Below are 13,937 nucleotides of genomic sequence, written 5' to 3' on the forward strand. Positions count from 1 at the left end.
CTCGGGAAGGGGGAGACCGGGTCAACGGCGGGGGTGCCGGGCGGCGAAGTCGTCGGCGATCTCGTCGAACCGGACCCAGCGGACGCCCTGGTGACCGGAGATGTAGTCGATCAGTCGTTCGTGCATCAGCAGGTTCTGCGGCCTGCCGGAGACGTCGGGGTGCACCGTCATGGTGAACACGGCGTACTCGGACTCCCGGTAGACCCAGTCGAACTGGTCCCGCCACATCTGCTCCAGCTCGCGCGGGCTGACGAAGCCGTGGCTGTTCGGGCTGGCCTTGACGAACATCATCGGCGGCAGGTCGTCGAGGTACCAGGAGGCGGGGATCTCGATCAGGTCGGTCTCCGCACCCCGTTGCAGCGGCTTCATCCACGTCTGCGCGGGGCGGTCGTAGTCGATCTTCGTCCAGGTGTCGCCGACGCGCACGTAGTACGGCTCGAAGTCGCGGTGCATCAGGGAGTGGTCGTACTTGATCCCGCGCTCCAGCAACAGCTCGTTGGTGACCGGGGAGAACTCCCACCACGGCGCCACGTAACCGGTGGGGCGGCGACCGGTGCGGGACTGGATCAGCTCGATGCAGTGGTCCAGGATCGCGGACTCCTGCTCCCGGCTCATCGCGATGGGGTTCTCGTGGCTGTAGCCGTGCACGCCGATTTCGTGCCCGGCCTCGACACAGGCGTCGAACTGCTCGGGGAAGGTCTCGATCGAGTGGCCGGGCCAGAACCAGGTGCTCGGGATTTTCTTGCGGCGGAACAGCTCCAGCATGCGCGGCACGCCGACCTCCCCGGCGAAGAGGCCGCGGGAGATGTCGCACGGCGAGTCCTCGCCGCCGTAGGAACCGAGCCAGCCACCGACCGCGTCGACGTCGACGCCGTAGGCCACCAGTATTTCCTTGGTCATCGTGTTGGGTCCTTCCTGGGTGGTGATGTGGGATCCGGACTCGAGACGGTCCCGGTTTCGCGGAGCCAGTCCAGGCAGCGGTCGCGGACCGCGTCGAGGTCGCCCGGGGTGGTCCCGGCGAGCACGCAGGCCAGCAGCAGCCGGGCCTGCCACGGCGAGAGGTCACCGGCGAAGACGGCGCCGGCGGCGGCGAGGTCGGCGCCGCCCCCGGCGTAGAGGCCGACCACCGGCCCCTCGCCCACCCGGCTGGTGACCACCACCGGGACGCCGTCGGAGAGCAGGCGCAGGCAGGCCCGGGTGGCTTCCGGCGTGGTGTTGCCGGAGCCGAACGCGGCGACGACCACTCCGCGCACGCCCCGGGACCGGGCGTCGGTGAAAGCCGCGGCGTCCGCGCCGAGGTACTGGCCGACGATCTCCACGCGGGGCAGGTCGCGCACCCCTGGCGCCAGCAGCGGCGGCGCGGGCCGGACGGTGGCGAGGGCCCGGACCCCGGCCTCGTCCACCTGCCCCACCGGGCCGCGGCCGGGGGCGGCGAAGGCGCGCAGGGCGAGGGTGTGCGTCTTGCGCGCCCCGACCACCGGCAGGATCTGGTCGGCGAAGGCCAGGGTCACCCCGGTACCGCGCGACTGCGGGGACGCCGCCCAGCGCAGGGCGGCCGCGAGGTTGCGCGGACCGTCCGGGGCGGGGTCGTCGAAGGGCCGCTGCGCACCGGTGAACACCACCGGCACCGGCGAGGAGTGCGTCAACGAGACCAGGAAGGCGCTCTCCTCCAGGGTGTCGGTGCCGTGGGCGACCACCACCCCCTCGGCCACCGCGACGGCGGACGCGATCCGCCCGGCGAGGTCGAGCACGTCGGTGGGCCGGGCCGCGAAGCTGGCCCTCCCGGCCACGTCGTGCGGCTCGACGCGCACCCCGGGCCGGGGCCAGACCGCGTCGGCGGCCCGCAGCAGTTCCGCCGCGCCCACCTGGACGGCGCGGCCTTCGCCGGTCGCCCGGGTGGCGATGGTTCCGCCGGTGCCCAGCAGGACGAGATGCGCCACAAGTCCTCCGCTAACGATTGCGCAATCGATTTCGTAGCATCATGTGAGCTAGCTCGTCCGAGGTCAAGGGCTGAACCCGAACATCACCTACCGGTGACTCTGGCAGCCTGGTGCGCAGCCGGCCGGGGAACCCGCCAGGATTAGCGACAACGAGCGAAGGAACTGACACGGTGAGTGGCGACTGGGGTGAACCGGGCAGTGCCGCGGGAGCCGAGCCCGTGAAGCTGGCCGACGTCGCAGCGGCGGCCGGGGTCCATCCCACGACCGTCTCCCGCGCGCTCCGCGGCGGCGAGGGCGTCGGCAGCGCGACGGCCGAGCGGATCCGGGAGGTGGCCACCCGGCTCGGCTACCTGCCCCACCCGGTCGCGGCCAGCCTGCGCACCGGACGGTCCCGGGTGCTCGGCGTCGTGGTGCCGTCGCTGACCGACATCGTGCTCGCCACCATCTACGAGGGCATCGAGCAGGGGGCGGCCGAAGCCGGGTACCACGCGGTGGTGGCCAACAGCCAGGACCGGCCCGAGGTGCAGCGGAGCAGGGTGGCCACCCTGCTCGGCGCCCGGGTGGCCGGGTTGATCCTCGGGGACGCCCGCACCGATGCCACCCTGGTCGACGAACTGGTGGAGCGGGGCACGAAACTCGTGCTCACCTCGCGCAGGCTGCCCGGCGTGCTCTCGGTGACCTGCGATGACCTGCTCGGCGGTCGGCTGGCCGCCGAGCACCTGCTGGGGCTGGGGCACACCAGGCCGGCGGTGATCGCCGGCGAGCCGTACGCCTCGACCGGGGTCGAACGCACGCGGGGGTTCCTCGATGCCTGCACCGCCGCCGGTGTCGAGGTTCCGGTGGAAGCGGTGCTGCACTCGCGTTTCGACGTGGCGGGCGGCCGGGCGGCGGCCGAGTCCCTGCTGCGGCTCACCCCCCGGCCGACCGCCCTGTTCGCGGTCAACGACTTCGCCGCCATCGGCGCGATGGGCGCTGTGCGCGACGCCGGGCTCCGGGTCGGCGAGGACGTCGCTGTGGTCGGCTACAACGACGTACCCCCGGCCGCGGAACTACCGGTCGCGCTGACTTCGGTCCGCTCCCCGATGCGCGAGATGGGCACACGTGCGGCGCAGACGCTGATCGGACTGGTCGAGGGCAGATCGGACTGCGAGTCGGTACTGCTGCCGCCGACCCTTCTCGCCCGCCAGTCCACGCTCGGGCCGACATTCGCCGACATCGCATCCCCGGGCACCTCCGCGCGTTGATCCCGGTGTCGGCACGCCGTGCCGGAAACCTGGTGGACCTGATCGGGATTGATGGTGGCGATCTCCCTCGGCCGGCGATGCGGGACCGGTCCCGACGCGGCCGATTAGCGTCCCTGTGGCGTATGCGGCGCCGGTGACGGAAGTGAAGCGGGGAATGCATGGAATTGCAGAGGTCGATGGTTTGTGCGGCTGTCGTGGCGTTATCCCTCGGGGTGACGACGGGGCCGGTGGCGTCCGCGGCGGTTCGTCCTGCGCCGGACCGGGAAAGCGCGTCCCCGCACGGTTGCTTCCGTCCCGGGAGGGTGTTGGACCTGCGGAACTGGAAGATCACACTGCCGGTGGACGACCCGCGCCAATCCGGTGCGCAGCCGCTGGAGGTCGAACAGCCCCTGCTGGGCCACTTCGCGCTGCCGCCGTGGTTCGTCGCGAACCGTTCCTGTGACGGTGTCCGGTTCCGCAACGCCGTCACCGGGCTGCACACGCCGAACAGCAAGTACGCCAGGTCCGAGTTGCACGAGATGACGAATCACGGCACCAGCGAGATCAGTTGGTCACCCGTCTCCGGGAAGCACACGATGGTCGTCGACCAGTCGATCGACCACTTGCCCAACGACAAGCCGCACGTGGTGGCGGGCCAGATCCACGACAACAGCGACGACGTCACCGTCTTCCGGCTGGAGGGTACGACGCTCTACCTGACCGACGGGGACAACACCCACTACAAGATGATCACCGACGACTACGTGCTGGGCACCCGCTTCCAAGCGAAGTTCGCGGTGGAGCACGGTCGGATCGACGCTTACTACAACGGGGTGCTGCAGGCCACGCTTCCGGCGACGTTCGCGGGCGCCTACTTCAAGGCCGGGGCGTACACCCAGGCCAACTGCTCCAATTCCACGCCGTGCGACGAAACCAACTACGGCCAGGTGACCATCTACCAGGTCACCGTGACCCACGGTCGAGCTGCCGGACAAGGCGTACGCGAATCGATGCGACGTCAGTTGGAATGAAATCCGCATTAGGGCGGAAACGGCGGACAAGCCGGAATGGTCGACCACCGTGGGCTTCGCACCGGATTTTCACAGCTTCAGATTGACATCTGGCTGTGCGGGGCGAAATGACTACACTACGTCATGTGCGGACGGGCGATGTGATCGACGGGCGCTACGAACTCGCAGACGCCCGCGGTTCGGGGGCCGGTGGTGTCGTCTGGACCGCCTTCGACCGGAAGCTGAAACGAACGGTGGCGCTGAAGAGGCCGCACGCGGTGGCCAGCCAGGCCGACCGGCTGCAGTTCCGACGGGAGGCCGAGACCGCGGCGCGGGTGCAGCACCCGAACGCGATCTCGGTCTTCGACACCGTGGACGGCGACGACTGCTGGCTGGTGATGGAGTACTCGCCGGCGGACAGCCTGGACAAGGTGCTGGCGGCCGACGGCACGCTGCCGCCGGAACGGGCTGCCCGGATCGGTGTGCAGATCGCGGCCGCGCTGGCCGCCGTGCACGCGCACGGGATCGTGCACCGCGACGTCAAGCCGGGCAACATCCTGGTCACCGCCGACGGCAGCGCGAAGCTGACCGACTTCGGCATCTCCGTCTGGCGCGAGGTGACCCGGACCGAGGACGGGACGTTCTGCGGCACGCCCGGCTACACCGCTCCCGAGGTGGCGGCCGGTCGGCCGGCCACCGAGGCGTCGGACGTGTTCTCACTGGGCGCCACGCTGTTCGCGGCGGTGGAGGGCGTTCCGCCGGCCGGTGCCGGTGGTCCCGGCGAGGTGCCGGCACGCGAACGCGGGCAACGGGAGGTCGCGTCACCGCGGCACGCGGGTCCGCTCGCGCCGCTGCTGCGCGAGATGCTGGACCCGAACCCGACCAAGCGGCCGACCGCGCACGAGGCGGGGCGGCGGCTGGAGGAGTTCGTCGGCGATTGGAAGCCGCCGTCGTGGTCCACGGCGCCCGCGCCCGGCCGGAGACCGCTGTGGCGTCGCCCCCGGTACCGGGTGGCCGCCGTGGTGCTGACCCTCACGATCGCGGCCACGGTCGTCGCCGTGGTGGCCTCGCGTTCGCAAGCCGATGTGTTCGGCGCCGAACTCGTCGGCGACGAGCACGCGGCCGACCCGTGCGCGCTGCTCGACCCGGCCGCGCTGGCGCCGATGGGCCCGACCCGGTTGCACACCGCGAAGGGCAACTTCAACCGCTGCGACGTCGTGGTCGACATCGCGGACGGGAAGGAGCTGGACGTCGAGGTCCAGTTGCTCCTGCGCAAGCGGCACCCCGTGCAGGGACTGCCGTTCGAGGACGAAGGCCCGCCCGAGGACAGCGGGAACGAGTGCCACCGCGTGGTGATGCTGGGCGAGGAGTACGGTATCCAGGTGTCGGCGAAGATGCCCGATCCCGGCGTGGACCTGTGCGCGGTCGCCGACACCGGGGCGGACACCGTCAAGCGGGTGCTCCGCCGGGGTGTGCTGCAGCGCCGGAGCACGTCGTTGCCGCCCGACTCGCTGGCCCACGTGGACGCCTGCGGCCTGCTGGACCGTGCCGAGCTCGCTGTTCTCCCGTCCGTGGACGTCAGCACCAGGGCGAGGGGGTTCGGCCACTGGTCGTGCAAGTGGTACAGCACGGCCGACCGGGTCGGCATCCACCTCCGGTACGACCAGCACGCCGCGATGTCCCCGATCCGGGGCGACCCGATCCGGCTGGGAGACCACGAGACCTACGTCCGGTCCGACGCCGCGCGCGCCGAGTGCACGGTCATCGTGCGCCACCGGCCGCGGAACCCCTCGCCGCGCCCCACGATCGACCTGATGGTGCTCACCGTGCGGGGCGACCAGACCGGCGGCGACCGCTGCGCGACGGCTTCCCTGCTGGCGGGTGCCGCCGCCGACAGGCTGCCCCGCTGACCGGGGAGCGGTCCCGGCGCGGCCCCGGACACTGCAGCGGAGGAGGTCGGATGAACCACGAAACTCTCGCCCGCGGCGTCCCCCGCACCGCTCCCGGGGCGGTGGTCGTGCTCACGCTCACCGGGCGCGTCACCGTGGGGCCCGCCGAAGGGCGCGCGATCTGCTTCGGCCGCAACCGGCCCGAGGTCGACGTCTGCGTGGGCGAGACCGACCTGCGGGTCAGCCGCCGGCACGGTGCGCTGACCCGTCGTGACGGCTACTGGTGGGTGGACAACACCGGGCGCCTGCCGATCCGACTGCCGGGCACGCGGTGGCTGTTCCGGGACGAGGACCCGATTCCGCTGCCGGTCGGCTACACGCCGCTGTTCATCCGCGGTTCCCGCGACCGGGAGCACCTGCTCGAACTCTACGTGGCGGGCGAGGACGGCGGACAACCCGCCGTCCAGCACGGCGCGCCGACCCAGCCGCCCAGGCGGTGGCGGCTGACCGAGGAAGAACGCCTGCTGCTGGTCGTGCTGGGGCAGCGCTACCTGCTGCACGAGGCCAGCCCGCAGCCTATATCGCGCCAGCAGGCCGCGGAGGTGCTGGCCGAGTTGCGACCGGACGCCAACTGGAGCGTCAAGCGGGTCGAGCACATGGTCCACGACGTGCGTGCGCGGTTGTCCGCGCAGGGGGTGTACGGATTGCGCCGGGACGAGGTCGGCGAGCCGGTGGGCAACGCGCTCAACGAGAACCTGCTGCGCGAACTGGTGCTGTCCACCACCCTGGTGCCGCCCGACCTGGCGCTGCTGGACCCGTTGCCGTGACCGGTCGCGGTGCCGTTCGAGTACGCGATCACCACGCGGGAGTGGTCCCGGGCGGGTGCCGGGATCCTGAGCGCACTGCTGTCGACGAAGCGGGGGACTCATGAGGAGAAGCAGGATTTCTGTCGTGTCGGTGCTGTTCGCATTGGCCGTGTCGGGTGCGTGCCACCCGGTGGCGTCGGCGGTCGCGGGTTCCGCGCTGCCGGTCGAGGAGGTGACCGCCAGTGCGGACGACGGCAATGTCGCGACGAACACCGTGGACGGGGATCTGAGCACCCGGTGGTCTGCTCAGGGTGATGGGGTGTGGATTCGCTACGACCTGGGTTCGACGCAGGTCGTGGGTTCGGTGTCGATCGCGTGGCACAAGGGGGATGCACGGCGCAACACGTTCGACGTGGAGCTGTCCGCGGATGGTTCGTCGTGGACGACGGTGCTGGCGCGGAAGTCCAGCAGTGGCAGCACACTCGAATTGCAGGACTACGGTTTCCCCGACGCTTCGGCGCGGTTCCTGAAGATCGTCGGTCATGGCAACACGTCCAATGACTGGACCAGCATCACCGAGACGACCGTGCACGGCGCCGACGACGGCGGCAGTGGCGACTGCCGGTACCCGGCCGAGGTGCTGGACCTGACGAACTGGTACGTCGGTCTGCCCATCGGCCAGCCCGAGAAACCGCTCAACGTCAAGCAACCGCAACTCGACACGTACGCGATCGACCCGTGGTTCACCACCACCCCGGCTTGTGACGCGGTCCAGTTCCGCGCCGCCGTCAACGGCGTCACGACCAGCGGCTCCGACTACCCGCGCTCGGAGTTGCGCGAGATGACGGACTCGGGGCGGACCCAGGCGAGCTGGTCGTCGACATCGGGCACGCACACCATGGTGATCGACCAGGCCATCACGGCGGCGCCCACGGGCAGGCCGAACGTCGTCGCCGGGCAGATCCACGACGCCGAGAACGACGTCTCGGTCTTCCGGCTGGAGGGCGAGAAGCTCTACATCACCGAAGGCAACGACAAGCTCAAGCTCGTCAAGGACGACTACGTGCTCGGCACGAGGTTCCAGGCGAAGTTCGAGGTCGGCGGCGGGAAGATCAAGGCGTACTACAACGGTGAGCTCCAAGCCACGATCTCGAAGAAGTTCTCCGGCGCCTACTTCAAGGCCGGCGCCTACACGCAGGCCAACTGCGACAAGACCTCGCCCTGCAGCGAAAGCAACTACGGCGAGGTGAAGATCTACGGCCTGAACGTGACGCACGACGTGGGCGAGGCTCCCAGCCGCACCGTGGACGTGACGAACTCGACCCAGCTGCAGAACGCGATGGGCAACGCGCAGCCGGGGGACCGGATCGTGCTCGCCGACGGTCGGTACACGATCGGCAAGATGTCCGCCAAAAACGGCACCGCCGACCGACCCATCACCGTCGTCGCGGCGAACCGCGGCAAGGCGGTGGTCAGCGACGGGCAGCTGGACGTGACCGGCTCCTCGCACGTGACGTTCGAAGGTCTGCAATGGACCAACGGCAACACGCTGAAGATCACCGGGTCGAACAACATCCGGCTGACCCGCAACCACTTCCGGCTGACCGAGACATCCGCCCTCAAGTGGGTGCTCATCGGCGGGGCGAACAGCCACCACAACCGGATCGACCACAACCTGTTCGAGGACAAGCACCAGCTCGGCAACTTCATCACCATCGACGGATCGGACACCCGGCAGTCGCAGCACGACCGGATCGACCACAACCACTTCCGCGACATCGGTCCGCGGGCGCAGAATGAGATGGAGGCCATTCGGGTCGGCTGGAGCGCGATCTCCGGTTCGAGCGGGTTCACCGTCGTCGAGGCCAACCTGTTCGAGAACTGCGACGGCGACCCCGAGATCGTGTCGGTGAAGAGCAACGACAACACCGTCCGTTACAACACCTTCCGCACCTCGCAGGGCACGTTGACGCACCGGCACGGCAACCGCGGCGCGTTCTACGGCAACTTCTTCCTCGGCGGTGGGAAGGCGGAAACCGGCGGCATCCGGATCTACGGCCAGGACCACAAGGTCTACAACAACTACTTCGAGGGTCTGACCGGGTCCGGCCACGACGCCGCGCTGCAGGTCGACGGCGGCGACGTGGACAACTCGGGCGCGCTCAACGCGCACTGGCGCGTCTACCGCGCGACCGTCGTGAACAACACGTTCGTCGACAACGCCTCGAACATCGAGATCGGCGCCAACTACAAGTTCGCCCCGGTCGACTCGGTCTTCGCCGACAACGTGGTCACCGGCAGCCAGGGCAAGCTGATCAACGAGCGCAAGACGCCGGTGAACGCCACCTACGCCGGCAACATCGCCTGGCCGACCGGGTCGGCGACCGTCGGCGTCGCCAAGCCCACCGCTGCCGTCCGGGTGGTGGACCCGCTGCTGGCCCGCGCCGGGCAGGTGCACCGGATCGGCGCGGGCAGCCCGGCCGTCGACACCGGCACCGGCGCCCACGCGTTCGTGACCGACGACATGGACGGCCAGGCCCGCACCGGGGGCGTCGACGTCGGCGCGGACGAGCGCTCGTCGGCTCCGGCCACGCGCAGCCCGCTGAACGCGGCCGACGTCGGCCCGGACGCCCCGTAGGAACCAGTCCCCGCCCGGTTGTCGGGCTCGCGCATGCCGTCCAGCGCGTTCGGCGCGGACTTCATGCGCGAGCCCGACGGCGTCGTGGTGGGCGGAGTCCGCTTCGACTGGTCGGGAGTGGTCCCGGGCACAGCCGCCACTCTGCGCGCATGGGCGATTTCGAAGTGATCATCGAGACTCTCGACGAGGTGGTCGGCAGGCACGGCAAGGTGCGTGACGACCTGACCGCGGCCAACCGGCAGAGCCGGTTGCTCGCGCGGATCGAGCCTCCGATGCGGGATCCGGCGACCGACTCCTTCATCACCGCGGCCTGCCAGGCGGGCCGAACGCACCTCGACTCGGTCAGCAGGATCGAGCAGGAGCTGCAGACGCGGATCGAGGAGCTGAAGGCGTCGGTCGACCAGTACGCGAAGACCGAACAGGCCAACCATCGACGGATGGCGGTGGACGACTGATGACAGCGCTCAGCGGGTACGAGATCTACCAGATGGTGTCGCGGGGCGCGGGCCCCGGCGGGCTGAACCAGGCGGCGGACGTGTCGAAGGACGCGCGCACGCGAATCCAGTCCCTCGGCGACGAACTGCGCCGGCTCACCGCCGAGATGCAGGCCGCGTGGCAGGGCAAGGCGGCGGACCGGGCGGCGCAGGCCGTGCAGCCGATCGAACAGGCCCTCCAGCGCGCGCAGGAGACGTTGGACAAGGCCGACGCGTCGTTGCGGACCCAGGCGGAGACCTACGGCCTGCTCAAGCAGCAGGTGCTGCCGATGGCGACGCCGCAACCGCCGGAGCTGACCCTCTTCGACGAGCTGACGCCGTGGGACACCGACAACGAGATCGCGCGCAAGGAGTGGTTCGTGGCCGACGCGAACAACCGCCGCGTCTACGCGGAGTACGCCACGGCGACGGGCCGGAACGAGGCGATGCTGCCGCAGATGTCCCAGGCGGCGGGTGGCGCACAGGGTGCGAACACCGCCGTGCAGGGCGCGGGTGGAGGCGGCGTGCAGTCCGCGACGTCCCCGCCGCCACAGGTCGGGAACGCGGGTACCACCTCGCCGTCGTCTGCGGGATCGGCCGGTGGTGAGGCAGCGTCCGTGCCGCCGTCGATGAGCGGTGGTGGCGGGACTTCGGTCAGCAGCGCCGGCAGCGGCGGCGACGGCGTTCCCGCCGGTCGGGCGCCGGCCGCTCACGGGACCACCGCTCCGAAGCAGCGAGGTGACCGGACCGCGGTCGCCGACTGGTCCGCCGGTGTGCCGGGCGGCGTGCCGGTCGCGACGCGTCCGCTGTCGGCCAGGGACACCGCGCGCACGTCGAACGTCCCGAAGGGCGACCACCTTTCCGGTGCCGCTGCGGTGCTGCCGGGTGGGATCGGCATCGGCGATCCCACCGGCACCAGGGGGCAGCGGGCTCCTCTGGGCGCGGGCGACCGCTCCGCCGCTCTCGGCAGGACGCTGCCCAACGCTCCTGCCGCGGCCGGTGCCCGTGGTGTGGCAGGCAGGGTCGGAGTTGCCGGCATGGGAGGAGCGGCGGGCATCGGGGGAGCGGCGGGCATGGGTGGCTTCGCGCCACACGCCGCGCACGCGCGTGAGGAGGAGGACAGGGAGTACAAGCGCAGCGTGTATCTGGAGGAGGACTCGGACGCGCTCATCGGCCGGCTGCCCGGCACCGTGGCGCCCGTGATCGGGGAGGACTGATGTTGCGCGCGCCGCTGGTGTTGACCGACACGGAGTTCGACGTGCTGTGGCACCACGACGACCTCGGCGAGCACCACACCGTGCTGCACGTGCCGCCCGCCGAGGCCGACGCCCTGGAAGTCGAGCACGCGCTGTACCGCGAGGGCGTGCGGGTGGACGACGCGCTGGAGGCGTTGCGGGTGCTCGCGTTCGCGGACTCGGAGTGTTTCGGCTGGATCGCGTTCACCCGTGAGGTGACGCTGCCGGTCGTGGCCGCCACGGCCGGACGGCACGGCGTCTTCGCGTTGCGGGACAACGGGCACGTGCGGATCGGTGCGCTGGACGGCGATCCGGCGGACACCCTCGCGTCGTGCCTGCCGGAGATGCCGCCCGGTCGTGGTTCGTCGATCAACGCCCGTGCCGAGGAGGCACCGGGGTCACGGGCCCTGGTCGAGCTGATGCAGCGTCCGCGCACCGGCGTCGCGAAGTTCTTCGCGGCCAAGCGCGAACGGTACGGGCGACGCCGGCGTTCGGAGTCTTTCGTCACCACGATCGACTGCCCGGACGGCCGCTGGCTGGTCGTCCGCTACGCCGACAGCCGCGGCCAGCGCTGGGTGCACGCCACGCCCGCGACCCGCCCGATCATCAGGGAGTGGCTTCACCGCCTCGGCGACTGATGACCGGGAACGCCGAAGCAGCAGGCCTGCTGTGAAGCCGGCCTGCTGCTTCGAGGTCGATCGACGTCCGGCTTCCCCGCCGGCGTCCGCCACGCCGGGTCGGCCGGCGATGTCTCCCCTGGACTGCGGTGCTCCGGATCAGCCGGTTCCCCGGACGAACGCCCACGCGGTGCGGTTGACGGTGTCCTCGCTGCCGGTGAAGCCCTCGGCCGGGCTCAGCTCGTCCTCGACGAAGTCCAGGCCCGGGTCGCCGGCCGTGCCGCCACCCCGTCGGGCCGACCCCGAACATCACGGCCGGGTCGCCGCCCGGGTCCATGACGCCGTGGACGTCGTTCAGCGTCGGTATGCCGGCTGCCCGACATGTGCCCGGCCTCGTGGCTGGTGACGTTGCCGACCGCGCGGCCGATGAACGCGATCCGGTCGCTTCCCGGCCGGAGGTAGGAGTTGATCGACCACTCCGGCCCGGCCGGTGAGCTGATCTCGTCCAGCAGCACCAGCGCGGTCTCCTCCCGGCCGAAGTTGCCGGCGTCGATGGACTGCGCGATGCCGATGGTGAAGATGCCCGTCTCGGTGGAGGTGCCGCCGACGACGACCCGGCTGACGTTCGGCTGCCCCCCACGGGTCGGCGTGGTCGCGGCTGTTGAGGATGCGCAGCGCCACCCTCGGGTTGGTGCCCTTGACGGCGATGTCCTGTTCCAGGTTCTCCCGCACCGTCGCGATGACCGCGTCGATCAACGCGTGCTCGTCGCGTGCGGCGAGCCCCCATCGCGGCAGGAAGTCCGACAGCGGCGAGAGGTCGCGCAGACCGCCGCCGAGGCCGTAGATCGACGTGTTCACCCTGGCGCCGTCGAAGTCCAGGAAGATGGTGTGCACGGAGCCGCGGGGAGCGGTTTGGGGTCACGCGGCACCCCGAAGGGGGCCGAGCCCACCATGAGGTAGAGGTCCCGACCTGGCGGGATCGTGAGCATGATGGCGGAGTCGGTCGTACCGCCCACGTTGCTGTCGACCGCCCACACGGCGCCGTCGGCGTCGAACAGCGCGAGGAACGTGTCGAGGTCGCCGGTCGGGGTCGACGTCCGCGCCGTGAACGTCACCCCGGAGGCGCCCCCGCCCAGCCGGTAGAAGTCGACGTCGTCGGTGCCGTCGCCCGCGCTGCCGTGCGGGCCGTCGCCGATGGTCCCGCTGGTGCGGACGGCCCGACGGGCGTCCACGACACCGGTGTCGCCCGCGAGCCCGATCGCGTCGTCGGTCTCGGCGAACGGCGGGAGGCGACCCGCGGCCCGGGTCGGCCCGTTCATGCCAACTGACGGCGCGGTCGCGCACCAGGTGGCCCGACACCTTGCCGGGCCGTTCCCCACCGATCCGGTGCGGTGCGCCGCCCGGCGGTCCGCTCAGCGGACCGGAACCTGGTCACGCGCCCGTCGTTCGGCGAAGCTTCGGCCGGGGTAACGACCGAACGTCTTCACCGAAGGGGGAAACGTGAGTGGGATCAGGCGTATCGGAATGATTCTGTTCGCCGCTGTGCTGGTCGTCAGTGGCGCGTTCGTGTTCCCGTCCGCGTCGGCCAGGACCGACCGCGGGCAGGCCACGGAGGCGGTGGGGTTCATGTTCGCTTCGGACCTGAACAACAGGTGCCTCACCATTGCGCATTTCAACCGGGAGAACGGCGCCGGCCTGCACATGTACGACTGCAACGGCTCCGACAGCCAGCGCTGGTCGTGGGACGGTTCGCTGCTGCGCAGCGACCTCAACGGCAAGTGCCTCGACGCGTCGTTCGGCAACGGCGACAACGGGGCGATGATCAACATGTTCGACTGCCACGGGGAACCGGCGCAGCAGTGGTACCGGAACGGCGGCGAGCTGCGCAGCCGGACCGGCAACAGGTGCCTGACCATTCCGGGCGGCAACTGGTGGACCGGTGCTGCTGTCGTGCTGTGGGACTGCACCACCGCCCGTGAGCAGCAATGGCACCTGACGTAGGCGTCGGGCACCATTGATCGTGCACGGCGGGAGACCGCCCAGGGTGGCCGGAAGCCCCTTGGGCGGTTTTCTTCGTCCGGAGAACGGCTGGCCACGATCGGTGGA

At 70.7% G+C, this 13,937-nt stretch carries 13 protein-coding genes; 9 read left to right on the top strand and 4 right to left on the bottom strand.

Features of this window, described 5'->3' with window-relative positions:
• Positions 1–21: 21 nt before the first annotated feature.
• Both FHS29_RS18865 and FHS29_RS18870 read right to left on the bottom strand, forming a co-directional pair.
• The gene (locus FHS29_RS18865) at positions 22–900 is read right to left on the bottom strand and encodes a polysaccharide deacetylase family protein (RefSeq protein WP_184692105.1); all 879 of its coding nucleotides are present in this window, start codon (positions 898–900) and stop codon (positions 22–24) included.
• The gene (locus FHS29_RS18870; RefSeq protein WP_184692107.1) at positions 897–1,940 is read right to left on the bottom strand and encodes an asparaginase; all 1,044 of its coding nucleotides are present in this window, start codon (positions 1,938–1,940) and stop codon (positions 897–899) included. The genes FHS29_RS18865 and FHS29_RS18870 overlap by 4 nt, the downstream gene beginning before the upstream one ends.
• Positions 1,941–2,110: 170 nt before the next feature.
• Here FHS29_RS18870 and FHS29_RS18875 point away from each other — a divergent pair, with 170 nt between their 5' ends.
• The 8 genes from FHS29_RS18875 to FHS29_RS18910 all read left to right on the top strand — a co-directional run bounded on the left by FHS29_RS18875 (position 2,111) and on the right by FHS29_RS18910 (position 11,852).
• Complete coding sequence (locus tag FHS29_RS18875; RefSeq protein ID WP_312864978.1) at positions 2,111–3,184, top strand: LacI family DNA-binding transcriptional regulator; 1,074 nt, start codon at positions 2,111–2,113, stop codon at positions 3,182–3,184.
• A 302-nt stretch (positions 3,185–3,486) separates the two neighbouring features.
• Positions 3,487–4,194: a polysaccharide lyase family 7 protein gene (locus FHS29_RS18880; RefSeq protein WP_376774447.1), complete on the top strand. Its 708-nt coding sequence runs from the start codon at positions 3,487–3,489 to the stop codon at positions 4,192–4,194.
• 125 nt (positions 4,195–4,319) lie between these two features.
• Positions 4,320–6,083 (top strand): serine/threonine-protein kinase, encoded by a 1,764-nt coding sequence (locus FHS29_RS18885; protein WP_184692111.1) that lies wholly within the window; start codon positions 4,320–4,322, stop codon positions 6,081–6,083.
• A 50-nt stretch (positions 6,084–6,133) separates the two neighbouring features.
• Complete coding sequence (locus tag FHS29_RS18890) at positions 6,134–6,889, top strand: FHA domain-containing protein (RefSeq protein WP_184692113.1); 756 nt, start codon at positions 6,134–6,136, stop codon at positions 6,887–6,889.
• A 124-nt stretch (positions 6,890–7,013) separates the two neighbouring features.
• Positions 7,014–9,506: a chondroitinase-B domain-containing protein gene (locus FHS29_RS18895; protein WP_312864979.1), complete on the top strand. Its 2,493-nt coding sequence runs from the start codon at positions 7,014–7,016 to the stop codon at positions 9,504–9,506.
• A gap of 149 nt (positions 9,507–9,655) precedes the next feature.
• Positions 9,656–9,961, top strand: a complete 306-nt coding sequence (locus FHS29_RS18900) for a hypothetical protein (RefSeq protein ID WP_184692117.1) — start codon at positions 9,656–9,658, stop codon at positions 9,959–9,961.
• Positions 9,961–11,196: a WXG100 family type VII secretion target gene (locus FHS29_RS18905; RefSeq protein ID WP_184692119.1), complete on the top strand. Its 1,236-nt coding sequence runs from the start codon at positions 9,961–9,963 to the stop codon at positions 11,194–11,196. Before FHS29_RS18900 ends, FHS29_RS18905 begins: the two co-directional genes overlap by 1 nt.
• Positions 11,196–11,852: an ESX secretion-associated protein EspG gene (locus tag FHS29_RS18910; protein WP_184692121.1), complete on the top strand. Its 657-nt coding sequence runs from the start codon at positions 11,196–11,198 to the stop codon at positions 11,850–11,852. The genes FHS29_RS18905 and FHS29_RS18910 overlap by 1 nt, the downstream gene beginning before the upstream one ends.
• 333 nt (positions 11,853–12,185) lie before the next feature.
• On the opposite strand, the gene FHS29_RS18915 is transcribed toward FHS29_RS18910, so the two are convergent.
• Together FHS29_RS18915 and FHS29_RS18920 are read right to left on the bottom strand one after the other, a co-directional pair.
• Positions 12,186–12,725, bottom strand: coding sequence for a hypothetical protein (locus FHS29_RS18915; RefSeq protein WP_184692122.1), 540 nt, complete (start codon positions 12,723–12,725; stop codon positions 12,186–12,188).
• A complete protein-coding gene (locus FHS29_RS18920) occupies positions 12,686–13,150 on the bottom strand; it encodes a hypothetical protein (protein WP_184692123.1) in 465 nt (154 codons plus the stop codon). Before FHS29_RS18920 ends, FHS29_RS18915 begins: the two co-directional genes overlap by 40 nt.
• Positions 13,151–13,373: 223 nt before the next feature.
• Here FHS29_RS18920 and FHS29_RS18925 point away from each other — a divergent pair, with 223 nt between their 5' ends.
• Positions 13,374–13,832, top strand: coding sequence for an RICIN domain-containing protein (locus FHS29_RS18925; RefSeq protein WP_184692124.1), 459 nt, complete (start codon positions 13,374–13,376; stop codon positions 13,830–13,832).
• The last annotated feature ends 105 nt before the right edge of the window (positions 13,833–13,937 follow it).

Source organism: Saccharothrix tamanrassetensis (assembly GCF_014203665.1).
Taxonomy (GTDB): Bacteria; Actinomycetota; Actinomycetes; order Mycobacteriales; family Pseudonocardiaceae; genus Actinosynnema; species Actinosynnema tamanrassetense.

Bases quoted from the DNA above. Each gene is read 5' to 3' on its own strand.
- FHS29_RS18865 (WP_184692105.1), bottom strand. From the start codon at position 900: ATGACCAAGGAAATACTGGTGGCCTACGGCGTCGACGTCGACGCGGTC.
- FHS29_RS18890 (WP_184692113.1), top strand. From the start codon at position 6,134: ATGAACCACGAAACTCTCGCCCGCGGCGTCCCCCGCACCGCTCCCGGG.
- FHS29_RS18900 (WP_184692117.1), top strand. From the start codon at position 9,656: ATGGGCGATTTCGAAGTGATCATCGAGACTCTCGACGAGGTGGTCGGC.
- FHS29_RS18905 (WP_184692119.1), top strand. From the start codon at position 9,961: ATGACAGCGCTCAGCGGGTACGAGATCTACCAGATGGTGTCGCGGGGC.
- FHS29_RS18910 (WP_184692121.1), top strand. From the start codon at position 11,196: ATGTTGCGCGCGCCGCTGGTGTTGACCGACACGGAGTTCGACGTGCTG.
- FHS29_RS18920 (WP_184692123.1), bottom strand. From the start codon at position 13,150: ATGAACGGGCCGACCCGGGCCGCGGGTCGCCTCCCGCCGTTCGCCGAG.